Genomic DNA, 18386 nt, shown 5'->3' with positions numbered 1-18386 from the left:
CTAGCTGAATATGGATGTCTGCAGTCCAGCACTACCTTCAAATATCACAAAATCACACTGGCAAGCCAGCCTGCAACTGGGCTTTAGCAAGGATGGCGATGTCACGCGCCTGACGGAACGCAAACATAATGGTCCCCTGCGTGTGCAAAAGCCTTTGTATCCTGAAGGGGAGGCAGTTTGCCATGCCATCATCATCCATCCCCCAGGTGGCGTAGTCGGTGGCGACCAGTTAAAAATCGATGTGAAGTTGGCGGCCGACACACATGCGCTGGTAACGACACCAGGTGCGGCAAAATGGTATCGCAGTAACGGCTATATATCCGCACAACATATCAATCTGAAGCTTGATGCAGGTGCCAGGCTGGAATGGCTGCCGCAAGAAACCATCTTTTTTGATGATGCCTGCGTTGATTTGCACCAGACCATACATCTGGCGGCAGATGCCAGGTTGATCGCGGCTGATATTTTTTGCTTTGGCCGTACTGCCTCTGGCGAAACCTATAACAGCGGCCGAATCAAGCAGCATTGCAGTATCTATCGTGAAGGTAAGATGATCTGGCATGAACAGGGCAGTTTGCAAGGTGGCAGCTCTGCCATGAAAAGTCCTTTGGGGTTGAATGGCAAATCAGTGTCGGCGATGGTGCTGGCTTCTGGCGCCATGCTGTCTGGTGAACAATTGCAGGCTTTGCGTGAGCAAACATCGGCCTTTTTGTCTGTGCGTGAAGCGGACGCCATGTGTGGCGTCACGCAAATGAAGTCTGTCATTGTTGCACGCTACCTGGGCAACTCCAGTGAAGTCGCCCGGCTTTGGTTGCAACTGGTGTGGCAGCATTTACGCCCTGTCGTGATTGGGTGTGATGCCAAAATTCCGCGCATCTGGAACACTTGATTCGTAGCTTGCATTACGCTTGATGCAACCCAGACCTGCCAGGCTGGTACGAACTGCCACATCCAATGGTGTACGTGGTTCTTCACCCAAAAAGTCTACCAAGGCCTGGTTCGACATTTTGACTTCAGTGCGCCACAGGTAACGCATTTCCAGCATTTCCTTGAGGGTCTGCTTGAAAGGTGCCAGCAAAGCGAACACCGGCCATGGGAACCAGCTCGCTTTCAATGCAGGCTGGGCAGTGACATGGCCAATTGCAGCGACCATTTGCTTGCCATCATGATCCCAATGACCTTCCATATGGAAGCGGGCAAAACTACCCAGTTCTTTTTCACGTTCCAGCAAACGCACCATGGTTTCTGCCACGTCAGGCAAGTAAGCCCATTGATGACCAACACCATCGCTGCCAGGGTAACGCACTACACTTACTGGCTGGCCTGGGGTCACCAATCCTTGTGAAAACCAGTTGTTTGCAGCCTTGGGACCAAAGAAATCACCGGCCCTGACGATAAGGGACTTGACACCCTTGCTGGACGCCAGACGCAGACGGTGCTCCAGCTCTACCCGGATTTTCCCTTTCTTGGTGATAGGGAACTGGGACGCGTTTTCTGCAATCAGCGGGAAAGCATCGGGGCCGTAGTTATAAACAGTACCCGGCAGCAGTATGCGTGCACCGCTGGCCTGGGCTGCTGCGATCGTATTATCTATCATAGGCAGTACCAGTTTTTCCCAATCGCGGTAGCCTGGTGGATTGACTGCGTGGACGATTACAGATTTTCCGGCGGCAGCTTGCACCACATCGTCCTGCACCAGGACATCACCTTTCACCCAGATATGCGCTGCTGTTTTATCTTTCACTTGATCAGGATTGCGATGCAGGGTAGTGACTTGCCAGCCGCGCTGCATCAGCAAGCGTGCCACTTCACCTCCTACGCCGCCAGTTGCACCCAATACCAGTGCTTGCTTATTGGTTTGAGCATTGGTTTGCGCGTTGTTTTGGATGTTGCTGGATGTTTGCTGAGTCATTTTGTTTCTCCTTAATGTTTGGTTGATGTAGCCATTGTGTATGTTTGCGAAGCTATATACAATTCGCTAAAACTGCATAGGTGATATACATTTTTGTATGGATAATAAAAATATACACTGGGATTACTACCGAACTGCACTGGCAGTGCTGGAAGAAGGCTCATTGTCAGGGGCTGCCCGTGCCCTGGGCTTGACCCAGCCTACGGTAGGGCGACAGATAGAGGCGCTGGAACAGGCTTTGGGCACCACCCTGTTCGTGCGCAACCAGTCTGGCCTGTCACCCACCATCGCCGCGCTGGCCATGAAACCTTATGCAGAAAGTTTGCGTGCAACTGAAAGTGCTTTACTGCGCAGTGTGTCGTCAGAAGCAAATGAGGTAAGAGGCACAGTGCGTGTTACCGCATCAGAAGTTATGGGGGTAGAGATATTGCCAGGCATGCTGGCAGGCTTGCAACAGTGCTATCCTGAATTGAGCATAGAACTACAAATAACCAACCATACTCAGGATTTGCTCAAGCGTGATGCGGACATCGCCATACGCAATACTGAACCCTTGCAAGATGCATTGATTGCCCGTCGCGCTGGTACGATCAGCCTGGGATACTTTGCCCATGTCGATTATCTGTCGCGCCATGGAATACCAGTTGATTTGATGGCGTTAAAAAAACATAGCGTGATAGGTTATGACCGGGAATTTCCCTATATCAGGGCTTTGCAAAAACGCTACCCGCAGGTACAGCGCGCTGATTTTTCCTTGCGTGCCGATAGCGACCTTGTGCAATTTTCTGCGATACGCAAAGGCTATGGAATAGGTATATGCCAGCTTGGTTTGGCCCAACAGCATACTCAACTGCAGCGCGTGCTGGCAGATGAATTTCAAATCGATTTCCCGGTCTGGGTAGTCATGCATGAGGACTTGCGCTCCAGTCAGCGTTACAGGACTACCTTTGATCATCTGGTTAAGGAATTGCAGGCCTTGCTGCAAAAAATCTGAGATACTCAGGCCTTGACCAGCAAGTGCGGATGTTGGGTAGACAATTCCCGCCATGCATCAAAACCGCCTGCAAATGGCCTGACATCTTTAAAGCCCAATTGTCTTAGGATGTGAGCAGCATGCACGGCACCTGCATCGCCAGGGCAGGCGCATATTGTGATGATCATTTCATGCCTTGGCCATTGTTGCGCAGCATTGCCAACCTGCTTGACTTCGCTGACCATGGCGTGCGGTATGCAGCCGGTTTCTGCAATGAACGCTGGGCTGCGCAAATCGATGATATGGGGCAGGGCGCTGGTTTTTAATGTGTCTGACATTTCAGTTGCGCTGAAATGAGGGATGGACGCGAGTTTTTCAAAACGCTTCTTTTGCCAGAATTTCCAGGCTAGCCAGCTCAATACCAAGCCTATGAAAATGGCGGCAATACGTATACCTTGTGCTGACAAAAATACCAAAGCAGTTTCAATTTGCGCTTGCAAGGCAAAGCCTGCCAGCAAGGCCAAGCCTGCCCATAAAGCTGCACCTGCTGCAGACGCCAGCATGAAGGATGTACGCGGCATACCCAAAGCGCCTGCTACCGGCGGCGCGACCGTGGAAAAGCCGGGAATAAATTTACCGACCACCAGCGACCACACACCCCAGCGAAGAAACCTTGCTTCTGTCTGGTTCACGCAAGACCCAGGGTTGATCGACATCTTGCACAAAAACTTCAGCACGCTATAGCCAAACTTCTTTCCTGCCTGATACCAGATCAGGTCAGCAATCAGGGACGCAGCCACCGCCGCCATCAACAGCACCAGCAATTGTGTTGATTGTGTGGCCTGGCTGGCATTGAACATCATGGTTGGTACAGCTGGTACAGGCAAGCCCAGTTGCTGCAGCAAGACGTTGACAAACACCATCAAACTATCGTTTTGACGAAAAAATTCTGACAACCAGCCCTGTTGCATATGATTCCTAATTTTGCCGGATATGAATGATCAGCCATGAGAGTGTGATATTGCCGGATTCATAGTCTCAGGCAGCATCAATATGTGCTCACATCTGTGTGAACACATATTGTAGGGCATAGCCGCTACTAACATACAAGGACATAGGCCGCCTTCACGCAGCTACAACACAATTCAGGATTATTGTTGCCTGTTTATCCAGGTCTGCACATGTTGTTCCAGCATATCCAGGGGCAAGGGGCCAGCATTGAGCAGGTGGTCGTGAAAGGCGCGCAAGTCAAATTTAGTCCCCAGTGCTGCCTCCGTTTTTTTGCGTAATTCTATGATTTTCAATTGACCTATTTTGTAGCTCAGTGCCTGGCCTGGCCAGGTAACATAGCGGTCTACTTCTGATTCTGGTCGTATGCCAGCATGCTTTTCAAAATAATCCAGGGCTTGCTCACGTGTCCAATGCTTGTCATGTATGCCAGTATCCACTACCAGGCGTATGGCGCGGAAGAGTTCTCCATTCAGCCGGCCCAGATCGCTGACCGGGTCTTGAAAGAATCCTATCTCCTTGCCCAGGCGTTCTGAATACAAGGCCCAGCCTTCTACATAGGCATTGTATTCATCATTCAAGGCGCGGTGGAAGGGATGCATATCCGGCAATTCCTGGGCGATGGAAATCTGCATATGGTGACCGGGTACGCCTTCATGATAAGCCGTTGACTCATTGCCAACCAGACTGCGATTGGCGAAATTATAGGTATTGACCCAGACTTGCCCAGGACGTTTGCCATCTGCAGTCCCTTGCTGATAATTGGTCGAGGCATCTTTTTCCAGAAAATCGGGAATGGCAGCGATTTTTAAATCTGCTTTAGGTAAAACGCCAAATAGCTCAGGCAACCTGGCTTGCATTTGCCTGGTGTAAAACTGATAATTTTCAATAATTTGTTCACGCGAGCCAGGTTTTTGTTTGGGGTCAGCTTTGACGGCGGCGCGAAATTCAGTCGTGTTTTTATAGCCAGCCACATGTGCCAGCTGCTCAGTTTGCGCCTCCAGTTCAGCGACTTCCCGCAAACCGATGTCATGGATTTGTTCAGGGCTCAGATTCGTCGTGGTTTGCGTGCGTACTGCAAAACGATATATTTGCTCGCCGCCAGGCAAGGACCAGATACCCGGTTCATCTCTGCCTCTAGGCGCATATTCTGCGGTGACAAATTGTCCTAGTTCCTGGTAGGCCGGGCGCAATTTTTCATCGACAGCCTTGAGCACGGCTGCACGCAATTCAGTTTTCTGAGTTTCAGTAAATTGTGCCGGGAAACGTTTGAGCGGGCTGGCGAAAACATTTCCCTCGCCAGTCAATGCGGCAATTTCAGCGCATTGCACCGCTACTTTTTCAAGGATATAGCGAGGCGGTATCATGCCTTGCTGTTGTCCTTTCCTCGCCAACAGCATCGCCTGCTTGAATTGTTGAGGTACTTGATTCAGGCGCGAGATGTAGTCCTTGTAGTGCTGCACAGTCTCGAATGGAGTGACCGCCAGCAGTTGCGGCAAGGCCGCCTGTACGCCGCTCATTTGCTCTAGCGGCATCAGGTAAGTTTTCAGTTGATAACTGCTGAGACGGTCTGACAAGCTGCGTATCAGTAACTGACGGTCAGTCTGCGCTGCGGGTTTCAGCTTGGCAGATGGGATGGCCTTTATTTTATCCAGCAATACTTTTGCTTCTCGTTCTGCCCCTAGCAGATTTTTCTCTGACAGATCACGCAGCTTTCCATTGAATTTGTATTCACCATAGAGTGTCGCCGCTTCTGGATTGATTTTTTGAAAATATTCCCAATAGCGATCAGACAAGGCTTTGAATTGAGTTTCTGCCGTGCTCGGGCTGGCAGTGCCTGCCTGGGCAATCGGAGCAAAGGCGGTGCTGACAGCCAGCACCAATGACGAAAGGCGAAGAACGGAGGCGAGGGTGTATTGACGCATGAGTCTCATTTTATTTATTAATTAGGGACGATAAGCCTTGTATTTAAGCCTTGTATTTAAAACTTATTTTCGACTGATGCCGAAAGCCAAAGTTCATGCAAAATGTTGACTTTAGCCTTTTGCCGACCATGCACTATATCTGCTTCAAACACAGATTTCTTCCTCGCTCGTCATGGCTCTTCCCAATAATTCTGCATACCTGCCCGGTTCTACATTTGATCCACAAACGATGACTGCTACCCGTTTGCCAGCCAGACGCTGGCGTAAAGGGCCAAACAAGCCAGCAGTGGCAACGGCAGCAGCTGGTTCGGCCACGAGTTTGACATCATGATACAGGTCTGACATGGCGTTGCAGATTTCATCATCACTGACCCTGACGATCTCATCAACAAAGCGTTGGCACACCCGGAAACTGTAGTCCAAGGCATAGGGTGCGCACAGGCTGTCGGCCACACTATTGACGGTACTTAGTTTCTCTGCCTGCCCTGACTGAAAACTGCGGTACATGGCGTCCGCCCCATAAGGCTCCACCCCATACACGGCACAATGTGGCGCTATTTGTTTAACGGCAGAAGCAATGCCAGCACACAAGCCGCCACCACCTATAGGTACAATCACCGCATCCAGTTGCACGACTTGCTGCATCAATTCCAAACCTACGGTCGCAGTTCCCAGTGCCGTCAATGGCCCATCATAAGGATGGACCATGGTGCGCTGCTCTTCTTCAACGATACGCTGCCCTAGGGCGAATGCCTTATGCATGTCCGCCTCCAGTATCACTTCCGCACCGTCTTGCCTGCAAGCCTTGATACGCGTAGGGCTGGCATGACGCGGTAACACCACTTTGCAAGACACGCCCGCCAGCTTGGCCGCATAGGCAACTGCCATTGCATGGTTACCTGCACTGACAGCCACCACACCACGCTTGCGCGCATCAGCATCCAGCGCTGAAATACAATTCAAAGCACCGCGCAATTTGAACGTGCCGGTTTTTTGAAACAACTCCAGTTTTAACCAGACTTCAGTATCAGGCTCCAGTTTGTCCAGAGCAGACCCGGTTTGCCAGTGCCAGACCGGTGTGTGCAATACCTGTTGCGATAATTTCGCCGCTGTTTTACGGATATCGGCCAAAGAAGGATAAGGGAAATCTGTATTCAGTAAGGTAGATGGCAAAAACCCAGGGGCGTGCACAGGCCCGTCAGTAGCGACATGGGACATAAAAACTCCAGAATAAAAATCAGCAAAAAATCAGATATAGCAAGAGCGTGATAGAGGTAGTAAAAACGCTCAGGAAATCAGAACAGGATGAGCTGAAGGGCCGCCAGGCACCGGCATACGCCGTAGCTTAACGACCCGGAATAATTCGAATAATGGAAATGTCGCAGATGGAAACAACAGGCAGCGCAATCGCGTGCACGACAGCAGATGCGGCATCAATAGCGCATAAGTTCGTGTTCAGCAAGGGATGGGGGATTGCGTGCATGGGAAAACTATAACCAATCCCGGGAATATTGGCAAGCAACTTTAAAAAAAGTGGCAGGGCAGGTCGGGAATCCTGGCCCTGTCCACTCACAAACCCTGCAAAAACGGCCCGGCTGGCCAGAGGGATCAGGGTTTCTGTTCTTCGCGTTTTTCCACAACGATTTTTTGTGCAAGGTTGACGTTTCTTACGGCGTAGCCTTCCGGAATAGAAAACAGATTGGCGGCTGGCTCTGCACGTTTCAGGTTGTTCAGCCTATAGCTCCATTCACCGGTGCGGGGATCACTTTGTTTGATCAGAACGGTTAATTGCAAGTCGGGGGAGTACCAGGTTTCAGAACTGACAGTAATCGGATTTTTATTACCGATCTCTCCGGCAGGGATTTGATAAGAACGCATTTTCCCCTCTGCGCGAACACCTTCGAATTCTTTTGTACCCATATCTTTGGTGCTTGCTTTGTTGCTCCAGCGAGTGTCCATGAACGCAGTTGGGAGCGGTGAGGTTTTTATGATGTTAATCAGATTATCGGTCGCATTAATGACAGCAGTATGAGGCCCTTGTACAAAGCTGACAGATTTTGCATTGATGACCTTGACTTCTTCTCGTCCCTCTTTGTTACCTTCAGATTTATCATCAGTTTTCTTTTTCAATGTCTTGATAATAATTTCATCATCATTCGTGTGTAGATAAATCCGACCTGTATTTCCTTCCTGCTTTTCTTTTCCGGCTATGACTTTCCCGTCTGGTATCTTTGGCAGGCTCACTTTGGTTACGGTCTTTCTTTCAGGGATGATGATGTAGCGTGAGTTCTCCACCGGATCGGTGATGAGAATTTGCGACAAGTTCCCTTTGCTGTCGCGTACTTCATAGCGAGTGCGACCAGCGTTATCTCTATAGACAGAACTGGAAGTTTTATTGCTGATCTGATTGCCGTCAGCCAGAGCCTGTGTTTTTTCGGTAATGATTTCTGCGCTATATGCCGCATTTTTAATTGTGTTAGACATATGCATGTCCTGCAAGCCTGAGAAAACAGCGTTCATGGCATCCGTAGCATTTTTTGTTGCATTCATCGCATCTGAGATGGTTTTATTGACTGTGCCAGCCTCGGGCAAGTCAGCCAGTGCCGCTAGTGCTGGCATGGTTGGCAAAACAGACATAGCAGGCATAGCAGGCATGGGTGCTAGAGGTGGCATGGGGGCAAGCGGAGTAACCCGATGGACTTCAAGTTGCAGGTGTGTTTGCTTTTTTTCTGGCGCAACTGGCGCCGGATTGTCGTTGATGAGATTTGCTTGTGCCACAGTCCATGAATAACTCAAAAGGACCCATATTGGAAGTTTGATAGTCATGATGTTTCCCTCTTACTCATGGTTAAAGGTGGTTAAAATAAAAGAATCAATGTCGAAATTAAAAATTTTGCTCAAAACAGATACATTAATTTTTGAGCAGGCGCATGGCCAAAGGTGAGCCTTCCGCATCCACCAGCATCTGAGCACGCACCATCTCACCAGCAATTTCAGGGCTGACAGGCATGCCCAAACTGGCCAGCCAGGCAGCTGGCACTTCAGTTTCCATTATGTGAGGGGTGCCTTCATCCAGACGCTCCATCGGCACCAGGGCGACAAATGGTGGCAGTTCCGAGTTTGAAACTGCGCTGCTGTCAGGGGCCAATTGAAGCTGCGATGCCGGGAACATGACTGTCAGCATGAGCAGGGCAAAGCTGCCACTGAGCGTCAACAAACCAGCCAGCCAGGGGCGCCAGCGTTTGTTACGCGCCTGCTTTTTTTCCTTGGCTTGTTGTTGGGCAAACGCCAGCAATAGCGCCTGTTCGGTAGATGCTGGTACATTCAACTCCTGCAAATCCTTACGCAAGAGACTGAATTGCTGGTCCAGCACGGCACCTGTTGCGCTGGCGTCCGGTGGGGTATTCATGTGCTCTTTCATCTTTGTGTTCCAGTTTTTTCGGCAATATCGGGTCGCCAACCCAGTCTTTCGCTATATTGCAATATAGCGGCACGTGCCCGTGACAGGCGCGAGCGCACTGTCCCTATATCTATGTTGCAAATCATGGCTATCTCTGCGTACGACAGTTCCTGCAATTCATACAAAATAATCACGTCGCGATAATGAGGGCGTAGTACAGAGACTGCTTGCCGCACATGCTCAGTCATTTGTTGCTGGAAGATAGCGTCTGCTGGTTCTGTTGTTTCACGCATCAAGACTTCTTCTCCATCTTCTTCGCTATCACCTGGTAATGGCTGGTGGCGGCGTTCTGTCTGGTCCTGTTTCAATAATAAATTCCTGGCTACGCCAAACAAAAAATTTTGCAAACTGCCCAGGCCTGCGTCATAGAGGTAGGACTTGCTCAACAAACCCATGAAAACATCTTGCACCACATCGGCTGCCAGCGCTGTCTGGCCGCAACGCATCAGGGCGTAGCGATAGATGGGCCCCTGATGGCGCTGGTACAGACATTGAAATGCAGCAACATCACCGTCGCGCATTTGTGTCAGCAAGCTGAAATCTGTCTCTTGTTTATCCACGTTTATTTGTTGGTTGTTTTAAGGTATTACCTTGAGAGGCTTTAAAAGTTCCAATTATTTTCTGCTGATGAGTTTTCTTTCCTTGTGCACCAATCTGGGGATGATTTGCTACTGTTTGGTGCACCGTTTCGTAAGGCAGGCTATTTAGCCTTGGTTCGAAACTTGCTGTGTTGCTTTTCATAATGCTTTTTGTGGGGGGAGCTTCTACTTGCAAGCGGTCGTTGCTTGTTATTTTAGAAATATGAACAAATAATGATTCTGCCTACTTAAGCGGTTCAGCCTGAAACGGCTTTACCCGAAAGATAATTGAGAAAAATATGGATCTGACACCCAGAGAAAAAGATAAGTTGCTGATATTTACCGCTGCCTTGCTGGCAGAAAGGCGCAAGGCACGTGGCCTGAAACTGAATTACCCGGAAGCAGTTGCCCTGATCACGGCCGCCATCATGGAGGGTGCGCGCGATGGTAGGACGGTAGCTGAGCTGATGTCGGAAGGCACACAAATACTTAGCCGTGCCGATGTCATGGAAGGCGTACCAGAGATGATTCCTGATATCCAGGTCGAAGCGACATTCCCGGATGGTAGCAAGCTGGTTACCGTCCATCACCCCATTCCTTAGGATAAAACCATGATACCAGGCGAAACTCTGATAGAGGATGGGGATATAGAATTGAACGTAGGCCGGGCCGTCGTCAGCATTGCTGTAGCCAATAGCGGCGACAGGCCAATACAGGTAGGCTCACATTTTCATTTTTATGAAACCAATCCTGCCCTGCAATTTGAGCGCCAACTGGCCTACGGCATGCGCCTCAATATTGCTGCTGGCACGGCCATACGTTTTGAACCTGGACAACAGCGCAGCATAGAACTGGTGGCCCTGGCAGGTGACAGGAAAGTCTATGGCTTCAGTGGCAAAGTCATGGGGGCGCTATGAAAATTTCACGTCATGCCTATGCTGAAATGTTTGGGCCGACCACGGGTGACCGCATCCGTCTGGCGGATACCAATCTATTCATAGAAATTGAAAAAGACTTTGCCATCTATGGTGAAGAAGTGAAATTTGGCGGTGGCAAGGTGATACGTGATGGCATGGGGCAGTCGCAAAGGCCGCATGACCAAGTCATGGATACGGTCATCACCAATGCCGTCATCATTGATCACTGGGGCATAGTCAAGGCAGACATAGGCATAAAAAATGGCTTGATTGCCTGCATAGGCAAGGCGGGTAATCCCGACATACAGTCTGGCGTTGATATGGCAATTGGTGGAGCGACCGAGATCATTGCAGGTGAAGGCAAGATCGTAACGGCTGGTGGCATCGATTCACACATTCATTTTATCTGCCCGCAGCAGATTGAAGAAGCATTGATGAGTGGCGTCACCACCATGTTGGGTGGTGGTACTGGCCCAGCGACCGGCACATCGGCAACCACCTGTACCCCAGGCCCCTGGCACTTGCATTCCATGCTGATGGCGGCAGATGCTTTTCCCATGAACATGGGTTTTATGGGCAAGGGCAATGTCAGCCTGCCTTTGCCGCTGGAAGAGCAGATCAGGGCTGGTGCCATAGGCTTGAAGCTGCATGAAGACTGGGGCACCACACCGCAAGCTATCGATAATTGCCTGACCGTGGCAGACGCTATGGATGTGCAGGTTGCCATTCATAGTGACACGTTGAATGAAGGTGGCTTTCTTGAACACACCCTGGCGGCATTCAAGGACAGGACTATCCATACCTTCCATACCGAGGGTGCGGGTGGTGGCCATGCGCCCGATATTATTGCAGCTGTGGGTGAGGCGAATGTACTGCCATCTTCCACCAATCCCACCCGGCCTTACACCGTCAATACCCTAGATGAGCATCTCGACATGCTCATGGTCTGCCATCACCTGGACCCGGCTATTGCAGAAGACATTGCTTTTGCCGAATCACGCATACGGCGCGAAACCATCGCGGCTGAAGATATTTTGCATGATATCGGTGCCATTTCCATGATGTCTTCTGATTCCCAGGCCATGGGCCGAGTAGGCGAAGTCATCATGCGCACCTGGCAAACGGCAGACAAGATGAAGCAACAACGAGGTTCGCTGGCAGAAGACAATGCACGTCACGATAACTTCCGCGTCAAACGCTATATCGCCAAATACACGATCAATCCGGCGCTGACCCATGGCATTGCCCATGCAGTAGGCTCACTGGAAGTAGGCAAGATTGCTGACATCGTCTTGTGGAAGCCAGCTTTCTTTGGTGTGAAACCTTCGATGATCATCAAGGGCGGCATGATCGCCGCTGCCCAGATGGGTGACCCGAATGCATCGATACCAACGCCACAACCTGTGCATTACCGCATGATGTTTGGTGCCTTTGGTGGTGGTCTGAAAAAGTCGTTTACCTTTGTCTCGCAGGCAGGGCTGGACGCCGGGCTGGCAGAACAACTGAAGCTGAACAAGACCCTGATTGCTGTTAAAAACACGCGCCAGATTCGCAAGAAGGACATGATACACAATAGCCTGACACCAAAAATGGAAGTCGATTCTGAAACCTATGAAGTACGTGCCAATGGTGAATTGCTGGTGTGTGAACCGGCAAAAATCCTGCCCATGGCTCAACGTTATTTTTTATTTTAAACAATGCTGACATTACAAACAAAGATAGCGACTGCCGAGAGCATCGCCGGGCAACTGGTCTTGCCGTATGAGTTGCGTGAAAAAAGCCGTCTGCGTGCTACTCTTGCCAGCGGTGAAGATGTGGCCGTGTTTACCGTGCGCGGTACAGTCATGCGCCATGGTGACCTGATGCTGGGCAATGATGGCCGCGTGATTGAAGTGATAGCCGCTGCTGAACCGACATATAAAGTGGAGTGTGATACTGCTTTTAATTTATTGCGCTGTGCTTTCCATCTAGGCAACCGGCATACCCAGGCGCAGGTCGGCGACGGTTTTTTGCGCATACGCAAAGACCCGGTGCTAAAGGAAATGTTGCAGGGCTTGGGCGCAGTCGTCACTGAAGAGCAGGCCAGTTTCGAGCCTGAATCAGGTGCCTATGGTGGCGGCCATCATCATGGTGGCGATGACGGGCATCCGCATAACCCATTGGCACCAATACCTTTGCGTCAGCGCATACACCGTCCTTCAGACAACAAGGCTTGAGTATGGAGTCTGCAGCCTTACTCCATCTCTTGCAACTGGCCAGCCCGTCTTTGCCTATTGGTGCCTACAGCTATTCGCAAGGGATGGAAGCGGCGATAGAAAAGGGCCTGGTGCGCAATGAAGCCACAGCCAGGGAATGGATCATCAATTGTCTGCATGAAGTGGTGGCGCGTTTTGAAGCGCCAGTATTGTGGCGCTTGTTACGGGCTTTTGAGACTAGGGATCTGGTTGCCGTATCGCACTGGACCAGCTTGTTCATTGCGGCCAGGGACACGGCAGAATTTCGGGCAGAGAGCATACAGATGGGTTATTCGCTGGGTAAGCTGGTGAGCGACTTGAAGATTGCTGATACTGAGCTACTGGCGATATTGCTGGCGCAGCATGAATTGCCTTTGCCCACAGCCATGGCCGCTGCCGCCGCTGCCTTGCAGGTGCCACCGGAATCAGTCTTGCTGGGCATGCTGTTTTCGTGGGCAGAAAATCAGGTGCTGGTGGGTGTGAAATCCATCCCCCTGGGCCAGGTTTCGGGACAGCGTTTGCTGCTGTCGTTGCGGCCAGAACTGGAAAAAGCAGCCAGACTGGCACAAGAACTGGAAGATGATCAATTATCGAACTGGGCACCAGGTTTGTCTTTGCTGTCCATGCAACATGAGGTGCAGTACAGCCGTCTGTATAGATCATAAAAATAGGAACAATAAAATGAACACCCAAACACATACATCTTCAGAACCAAATCCCCTGCGCGTAGGCATAGGCGGTCCGGTTGGTTCCGGTAAAACTGCACTCTGCGAAATGCTGTGCAAAAGCATGCGTGATCATTATGAAATGGCCGTCATCACCAATGACATCTACACCAAGGAAGACATGGAAATCCTGCTGCGTGCAGATGCCTTGCCTGCCGAGCGTTTGATGGGCGTGGAAACAGGCGGCTGTCCACACACAGCCATACGTGAAGATGCCTCCATCAACCTGGAAGCGATAGCCCGCATGAGTGCAGACTTCCCTGATCTTGATTTGATACTGGTTGAATCAGGTGGTGACAATCTGGCGGCCACTTTCAGTCCTGAATTGTCTGACTTGACCATCTACGTCATTGATGTGGCTGGTGGAGAAAAAATCCCGCGCAAGGGCGGGCCTGGTATTACCCGTTCTGATCTGTTGATCATCAATAAAACCGATCTGGCACCGCATGTGGGCGCCAATCTCGACATCATGGCACAAGACGCCAAGCGTATGCGGGGCGAGCGCCCCTTTGTATTTACCAATCTGCGTACTGGTGAGGGATTGGAGGCAGTCGTGAGCTTCATACGCAAACAAGGCTTACTGGATGACTGAATCCATCCATTTCTATTCTGCGAGAGCGGCATTTTCATTGAAAAAAGGAGCGCATATGAAACAAGGATCCAACCCTGGCTTGGTCAAAGCAATGCTCATGTTTGCTTTAAGCGGCATATTGACACCTGCATTTGCACATGTGAGTGCATCGCATGGTGTCAATGGATTTGAGGCAGGTTTCTTGCACCCCTTGATGGGTATGGATCATTTGCTGGCAATTCTGGCTGTGGGTATTTGGGCGGCACAGCAACGCGGTCGGGCCTTATGGATATTGCCGCTGACGTTTCCCCTGACAATGTTGCTAGGAGCGTGGCTAGACATGCAGGGCATACAAATAGAGGGTGTTGAGGAAGGGATTGCTGTTTCCGTCCTGATACTGGGTTTATTGATTGCCGCTGCCATCAAATTGCCGTTGTTTATCAGCGTAGGGCTGATAAGCGTGTTTGCTTTGGCACATGGCTATGTACATGCCAGGGAAATGGCCGCTGGCGTGTCAGCGATCTGGTTTATTGCAGGTTTAGTCTTGTCTACGATTTTGTTACACATATGTGGCTTGCTGGCAGCACTAACTGCAAAGCGCTTTCTGACAGAGAAATTGAACCGTGTTGCCGGTACTGGGATTGCAATGACAGGCTTGTTCTTTGTGTCGAAGCTGATTTGAATTGATCAGCAAAAAAAACGGCAATAACGTTGATACGATATTGCCGTTTTTAACTACCAATAGGCAAGATGGCATGCGTATCCTTGCATGCCATCTTTATGGCATCAGAACTTATAAGATGCACCTATGTTGAAGAAACGACCAACCGCGCCAGCCTGGTGTAAGGCTGGGTTGTAGTAAGTACTTGTGGCGCTGCCATAAGTCTGGAAGTCCAGTGGTGGTTGTTTATCAAACAGGTTTTGTATGGAAGCATGGAACAACCAGTTTTTGCCATATTTGTAGCTGGCATACAGATCCAAAGTCGCGAAGCTATCCACTTTGCAATATTGTGCAGGTACGGTACCGCGGAAAGCGCCGCTACCGTTGTGGATTGCACCATCGCAGGTAACCAGCCCTGGATTGGTAGGATCAACCACACTGTAGCTACCTACCCAGTTGACAGTTCCTGCCACCTTGTAAGGACCATTTTCCCAGCTTGTAACCAGTTGGGCCCGATCTTTGGGATTACCGGTATTGCCAGAGATGCCAGATGGACCATGCGTACCTTCAAGACGCACTGGTGCAGCACCTGCAGTTCCTTGTTCATATTTCAGCATATGGGTGAGTGTCAAATCTGTAGAAATCTTGCCAGCAGATTCAAGATTCAGTGTCCAGCGTGCATTCAGATCTACACCGGATACTTCAGTGTACTGTGCATTTTCATACGGATAAGGTGAGTAAATAGCATTGCCTATCGGTGGTGTTCTGGTAGTTACCGTACCGTCTGGCAAGACATAGGGTTGTGGAACAGGTGTGCCTCGGACAATGAATGGTTCAGGATCGTAAGTAGGATCATTCAATGACGAGATGATCTGGTTATCGATGCGAATTTTATAGAAGTCTGTCGTCAGGCTGAATTGCTGGCTAGGCTCAAAAATCAAGCCCAGAGTATATGACTTGGATTTTTCAGCTTGCAGGTTTTTACCTGGCAGTTGTACACCTGTTAAATTGACTGCACATTGGCCAGGGTAGTTGCCAGGCGTTGCCGATGGGTCGGTACCTGCATTACCGCAAAGCTTAGGATCTTGATAGGTATTTGCAAAAAAGGACTGGCCAGCTTGTCCAGATTCAGCCGGGTTCGGTGCCCTGAAGCCTTTTGCAAAAGTACCACGTACTGTAAATTCCTTGATTGGCGAATATTTAGCACCAAACTTAGGCGTGGTCGCGTTGCTGCCTCCACTGTATTTGTCGTATCGCACGGCCGCATCGAGTTCCAGATTTTTCAAGACTGGTGCAACCAATTCCATGTATGCCGCAGAAATATTCTGATTGCCGATGGCAAAAGAATTATTCACCAATTGTGAACCATTCAGTGCAGATGCTGGTGCTTGCGCGTTTAATTCCCTGTGGGTGAACTCGCCACCCAGGCCAATCGACAGAGGTCCACCTGGTAGTGTCATCAGTTCACGGCTGCCGCGCAGGCTGACATATTCGAGTATGTCGGTTGCCTTGGCACCTACAGGTGGAGCGATGGCAGCATTTTGCGCCGCAGTGTTGCTGCCCGCAGCCAATCCAACCAGATAAGGATTTTTTGTGTCATTCAAAGCAGCTTGCAAATTGGCCAAATTCAATGCGCCATAAATGGTTTGCTTGACAGTGTTCTTGGTGTAACCAGCAGAAGCTGTTATATCCCAACTACCAATAGTACCAGTAAGATCGCCGGTCAGACGAACAGTATCGGAGTCAACATCTGTTCTTTGTGGGCCCAGGTTGACGAAGTTGTATTGCAACCATTGAGGTGAACCCGTTGTATTGCCAGGGTAGGTTGCAGGCACAGTGAATGAATACGGACCATTCACTGACGGTAATTGATTTGGGCCATAAGCGATTTGTACTTGACCGCCATTACCATTGTTAACATTTGTGCCAGGGTAATTATTGACTTGATTGGATTTAGAGTTAAACAGGGAGCCTTTCAAATTCAATTGCCAGTCATTTCCCAACTTTTGTACAAACGAGCCGACTATATTGATATTTTGTGATTCAGGCTGTAATTGTGTTGGCACTTTATAAGTACATTTACCTGCTGCTAATAAAGTCGCGTCACAGCCTGGTAAAAAACCACTGATTTCACCTGTGTTTGGATCAATGAAATAACCTGTGGCGCTGCGTGGCTGATAGCCTGGGCGACGGACGAAACCTTCTGTCTGATTGACACCACCAATACTGCTCCAATCTGTATTAGTGAAATCTGCTTTGCGATCTGCCACCAAAATCTTGTTTTGCTTGCGGTATTCGACGGACAGATAGGCATTGTGCCCCTCTTTATCCAAGTCACCCCAGCCATAAATGCCTGATGCATGCAGGGTAGTCCCGTCGCGACGGGAACTCGTGCCAGTTTCGACGGATATTTCTGTGCCAACAAATTTTTTCTTCAGGATGACATTGACAACGCCCGCAATCGCATCAGAGCCATAGACTGAAGACGCGCCATCCTTCAGAATTTCAATTCTTTCGATTGCATCAAATGGAATCTGGCTAATATCGACGAAACTACGTTGACCATCATCCGACAAGGCATATGGTGCCATGCGATGGCCGTCGATCAACACCAGGGTTGCTCCGACGGTCAGTCCACGCAAGGCGATACCAGATGCGCCACTTGAGAAAGAGCCAGGATTGGCTTGACTCAAGGTACCCTGGCCATTGGCAGTGATATTGCGTAAAACACTGGAAACGTCGGTATAACCGCTGGCTTTCATGTCTTGCAAGGTCAGTACTTGTACTGGGCTTGGTGTCTCTTTTTCAGTACGGCGTATGTTCGAGCCAGTAATTTCTACTCGTTGAACCTTATCACCAGCTTCTGATTGTTGTGCCATGGCAGGTAAAGCTACTACACCCAAGCCAACTACCAGACTACCGCTAAACATGATCTGTAAAGATCGCGACAACACTGTTTGTTTTAACATTACAACTTTTCTCCAAAGTAAGTCGACTTGGTAAATTTCCCAAGTGAAATTTATCTGTGGCACTTAATAAATCAATTGCTTGGTTTATTGGCGCAGCTGGATATGAAAACATTTTTAACATTGTTGGGTCAACTATAACTATTTGCTTTCTACAAAAAAATTTGTATTGTGTGTTCTTTTGGATACTAAGTTTCAAATAAGCAAGTTGTTTGTGCCAATATCAAATGAATGAGAACTGTGATTTTGCTTCATTGGTAATGAATATATTGCTTATTTGGTAATAACATTGCGGCGGTATGTAGGGAAATCTGCAAAAGCAAGTAAGGAAAGTGATTAATCTTCAAGATGTGCGGCTATGCCGATTTCGTCTTTGAAAATGCATACAAACATCAAGACGACATGCTCTTGCGGGCATAAACTTTGACATGTTCGAACTTGGCAACAGACGAAAAG

General features: G+C 49.6%; 18 protein-coding genes. 9 read left to right on the top strand and 9 right to left on the bottom strand.

Features of this window, described 5'->3' with window-relative positions; genetic code table 11:
* Positions 1-10: 10 nt before the first annotated feature.
* Positions 11-889 carry an urease accessory protein UreD gene (locus ACO0LC_RS05200; protein WP_423001310.1) on the top strand — a complete coding sequence of 293 codons (879 nt, stop codon included), beginning with the start codon at positions 11-13 and terminating at the stop codon, positions 887-889.
* Here the strand turns inward: ACO0LC_RS05200 and ACO0LC_RS05195 are convergent.
* On the bottom strand, positions 833-1912 hold the full coding sequence (locus ACO0LC_RS05195) for an NAD(P)H-binding protein (RefSeq protein ID WP_423001308.1): 1080 nt from the start codon (positions 1910-1912) through the stop codon (positions 833-835). The genes ACO0LC_RS05200 and ACO0LC_RS05195 overlap by 57 nt on opposite strands.
* A 97-nt stretch (positions 1913-2009) precedes the next feature.
* Between ACO0LC_RS05195 and ACO0LC_RS05190 the strand changes: the two genes are divergently transcribed.
* Positions 2010-2906: a LysR family transcriptional regulator gene (locus ACO0LC_RS05190; RefSeq protein ID WP_423001306.1), complete on the top strand. Its 897-nt coding sequence runs from the start codon at positions 2010-2012 to the stop codon at positions 2904-2906.
* Positions 2907-2911: 5 nt separating this feature from the next.
* On the opposite strand, the gene ACO0LC_RS05185 is transcribed toward ACO0LC_RS05190, so the two are convergent.
* The 7 genes from ACO0LC_RS05185 to ACO0LC_RS05155 form a co-directional block, all read right to left on the bottom strand.
* Positions 2912-3856 (bottom strand): VTT domain-containing protein, encoded by a 945-nt coding sequence (locus ACO0LC_RS05185; RefSeq protein ID WP_423001304.1) that lies wholly within the window; start codon positions 3854-3856, stop codon positions 2912-2914.
* Between the two features lie 180 nt (positions 3857-4036).
* Positions 4037-5827 carry a DUF885 domain-containing protein gene (locus ACO0LC_RS05180; protein WP_423001302.1) on the bottom strand — a complete coding sequence of 597 codons (1791 nt, stop codon included), beginning with the start codon at positions 5825-5827 and terminating at the stop codon, positions 4037-4039.
* 135 nt (positions 5828-5962) lie between these two features.
* Positions 5963-7036 (bottom strand): threonine ammonia-lyase, encoded by a 1074-nt coding sequence (locus tag ACO0LC_RS05175; RefSeq protein ID WP_423001300.1) that lies wholly within the window; start codon positions 7034-7036, stop codon positions 5963-5965.
* A gap of 390 nt (positions 7037-7426) precedes the next feature.
* On the bottom strand, positions 7427-8644 hold the full coding sequence (locus ACO0LC_RS05170) for a hypothetical protein (protein WP_423001298.1): 1218 nt from the start codon (positions 8642-8644) through the stop codon (positions 7427-7429).
* A gap of 85 nt (positions 8645-8729) precedes the next feature.
* The gene (locus tag ACO0LC_RS05165; protein ID WP_423001296.1) at positions 8730-9239 is read right to left on the bottom strand and encodes a hypothetical protein; all 510 of its coding nucleotides are present in this window, start codon (positions 9237-9239) and stop codon (positions 8730-8732) included.
* Positions 9236-9838, bottom strand: a complete 603-nt coding sequence (locus ACO0LC_RS05160) for an RNA polymerase sigma factor (protein ID WP_423001294.1) — start codon at positions 9836-9838, stop codon at positions 9236-9238. The genes ACO0LC_RS05165 and ACO0LC_RS05160 overlap by 4 nt, the downstream gene beginning before the upstream one ends.
* The gene (locus tag ACO0LC_RS05155) at positions 9831-10052 is read right to left on the bottom strand and encodes a hypothetical protein (RefSeq protein ID WP_423001292.1); all 222 of its coding nucleotides are present in this window, start codon (positions 10050-10052) and stop codon (positions 9831-9833) included. Before ACO0LC_RS05155 ends, ACO0LC_RS05160 begins: the two co-directional genes overlap by 8 nt.
* A gap of 103 nt (positions 10053-10155) precedes the next feature.
* Between ACO0LC_RS05155 and ACO0LC_RS05150 the strand changes: the two genes are divergently transcribed.
* Genes ACO0LC_RS05150 through ACO0LC_RS05120 form a run of 7 tightly spaced genes read left to right on the top strand, consistent with a single transcriptional unit; the run spans position 10156 to position 14985 of the window.
* Positions 10156-10458, top strand: coding sequence for an urease subunit gamma (locus ACO0LC_RS05150; protein WP_110253278.1), 303 nt, complete (start codon positions 10156-10158; stop codon positions 10456-10458).
* A gap of 9 nt (positions 10459-10467) precedes the next feature.
* Positions 10468-10773, top strand: a complete 306-nt coding sequence (locus ACO0LC_RS05145) for an urease subunit beta (RefSeq protein WP_423001290.1) — start codon at positions 10468-10470, stop codon at positions 10771-10773.
* Positions 10770-12467, top strand: a complete 1698-nt coding sequence (gene ureC / locus ACO0LC_RS05140) for an urease subunit alpha (protein WP_423001288.1) — start codon at positions 10770-10772, stop codon at positions 12465-12467. Before ACO0LC_RS05145 ends, ureC begins: the two co-directional genes overlap by 4 nt.
* Before the next feature lie 3 nt (positions 12468-12470).
* Positions 12471-12989, top strand: coding sequence for an urease accessory protein UreE (ureE, locus tag ACO0LC_RS05135; protein WP_423001286.1), 519 nt, complete (start codon positions 12471-12473; stop codon positions 12987-12989).
* A 2-nt stretch (positions 12990-12991) separates the two neighbouring features.
* Positions 12992-13672: an urease accessory protein UreF gene (locus tag ACO0LC_RS05130; RefSeq protein WP_423001284.1), complete on the top strand. Its 681-nt coding sequence runs from the start codon at positions 12992-12994 to the stop codon at positions 13670-13672.
* 16 nt (positions 13673-13688) lie between these two features.
* Entirely contained in the window at positions 13689-14324 is a 636-nt protein-coding gene (gene ureG, locus ACO0LC_RS05125) for an urease accessory protein UreG (RefSeq protein WP_423001282.1), read from the top strand.
* Positions 14325-14379: 55 nt separating this feature from the next.
* A complete protein-coding gene (locus tag ACO0LC_RS05120) occupies positions 14380-14985 on the top strand; it encodes a HupE/UreJ family protein (protein ID WP_423001280.1) in 606 nt (201 codons plus the stop codon).
* A gap of 104 nt (positions 14986-15089) precedes the next feature.
* Here ACO0LC_RS05120 and ACO0LC_RS05115 read toward each other — a convergent pair whose 3' ends face one another.
* Positions 15090-17933, bottom strand: a complete 2844-nt coding sequence (locus ACO0LC_RS05115) for a TonB-dependent receptor (protein ID WP_423001278.1) — start codon at positions 17931-17933, stop codon at positions 15090-15092.
* Positions 17934-18386: the final 453 nt, after the last annotated feature.

It is taken from the genome of Undibacterium sp. JH2W (assembly GCF_049340425.1).
GTDB lineage: Bacteria > Pseudomonadota > Gammaproteobacteria > Burkholderiales > Burkholderiaceae_D > Undibacterium.
The sequence above is the reverse complement of the archived record's forward strand: the minus strand, read 5'-3'. Positions and strand labels throughout refer to the sequence as shown.

Coding starts and splice junctions, on each gene's coding strand:
- ACO0LC_RS05200 (WP_423001310.1), top strand. CDS start 11: ATGGATGTCTGCAGTCCAGCACTACCTTCAAATATCACAAAATCACAC.
- ACO0LC_RS05195 (WP_423001308.1), bottom strand. CDS start 1,912: ATGACTCAGCAAACATCCAGCAACATCCAAAACAACGCGCAAACCAAT.
- ACO0LC_RS05190 (WP_423001306.1), top strand. CDS start 2,010: ATGGATAATAAAAATATACACTGGGATTACTACCGAACTGCACTGGCA.
- ACO0LC_RS05185 (WP_423001304.1), bottom strand. CDS start 3,856: ATGCAACAGGGCTGGTTGTCAGAATTTTTTCGTCAAAACGATAGTTTG.
- ACO0LC_RS05180 (WP_423001302.1), bottom strand. CDS start 5,827: ATGAGACTCATGCGTCAATACACCCTCGCCTCCGTTCTTCGCCTTTCG.
- ACO0LC_RS05175 (WP_423001300.1), bottom strand. CDS start 7,036: ATGTCCCATGTCGCTACTGACGGGCCTGTGCACGCCCCTGGGTTTTTG.
- ACO0LC_RS05170 (WP_423001298.1), bottom strand. CDS start 8,644: ATGACTATCAAACTTCCAATATGGGTCCTTTTGAGTTATTCATGGACT.
- ACO0LC_RS05165 (WP_423001296.1), bottom strand. CDS start 9,239: ATGAAAGAGCACATGAATACCCCACCGGACGCCAGCGCAACAGGTGCC.
- ACO0LC_RS05150 (WP_110253278.1), top strand. CDS start 10,156: ATGGATCTGACACCCAGAGAAAAAGATAAGTTGCTGATATTTACCGCT.
- ACO0LC_RS05145 (WP_423001290.1), top strand. CDS start 10,468: ATGATACCAGGCGAAACTCTGATAGAGGATGGGGATATAGAATTGAAC.
- ureC (WP_423001288.1), top strand. CDS start 10,770: ATGAAAATTTCACGTCATGCCTATGCTGAAATGTTTGGGCCGACCACG.
- ureE (WP_423001286.1), top strand. CDS start 12,471: ATGCTGACATTACAAACAAAGATAGCGACTGCCGAGAGCATCGCCGGG.
- ACO0LC_RS05130 (WP_423001284.1), top strand. CDS start 12,992: ATGGAGTCTGCAGCCTTACTCCATCTCTTGCAACTGGCCAGCCCGTCT.
- ureG (WP_423001282.1), top strand. CDS start 13,689: ATGAACACCCAAACACATACATCTTCAGAACCAAATCCCCTGCGCGTA.
- ACO0LC_RS05120 (WP_423001280.1), top strand. CDS start 14,380: ATGAAACAAGGATCCAACCCTGGCTTGGTCAAAGCAATGCTCATGTTT.
- ACO0LC_RS05115 (WP_423001278.1), bottom strand. CDS start 17,933: ATGTTAAAACAAACAGTGTTGTCGCGATCTTTACAGATCATGTTTAGC.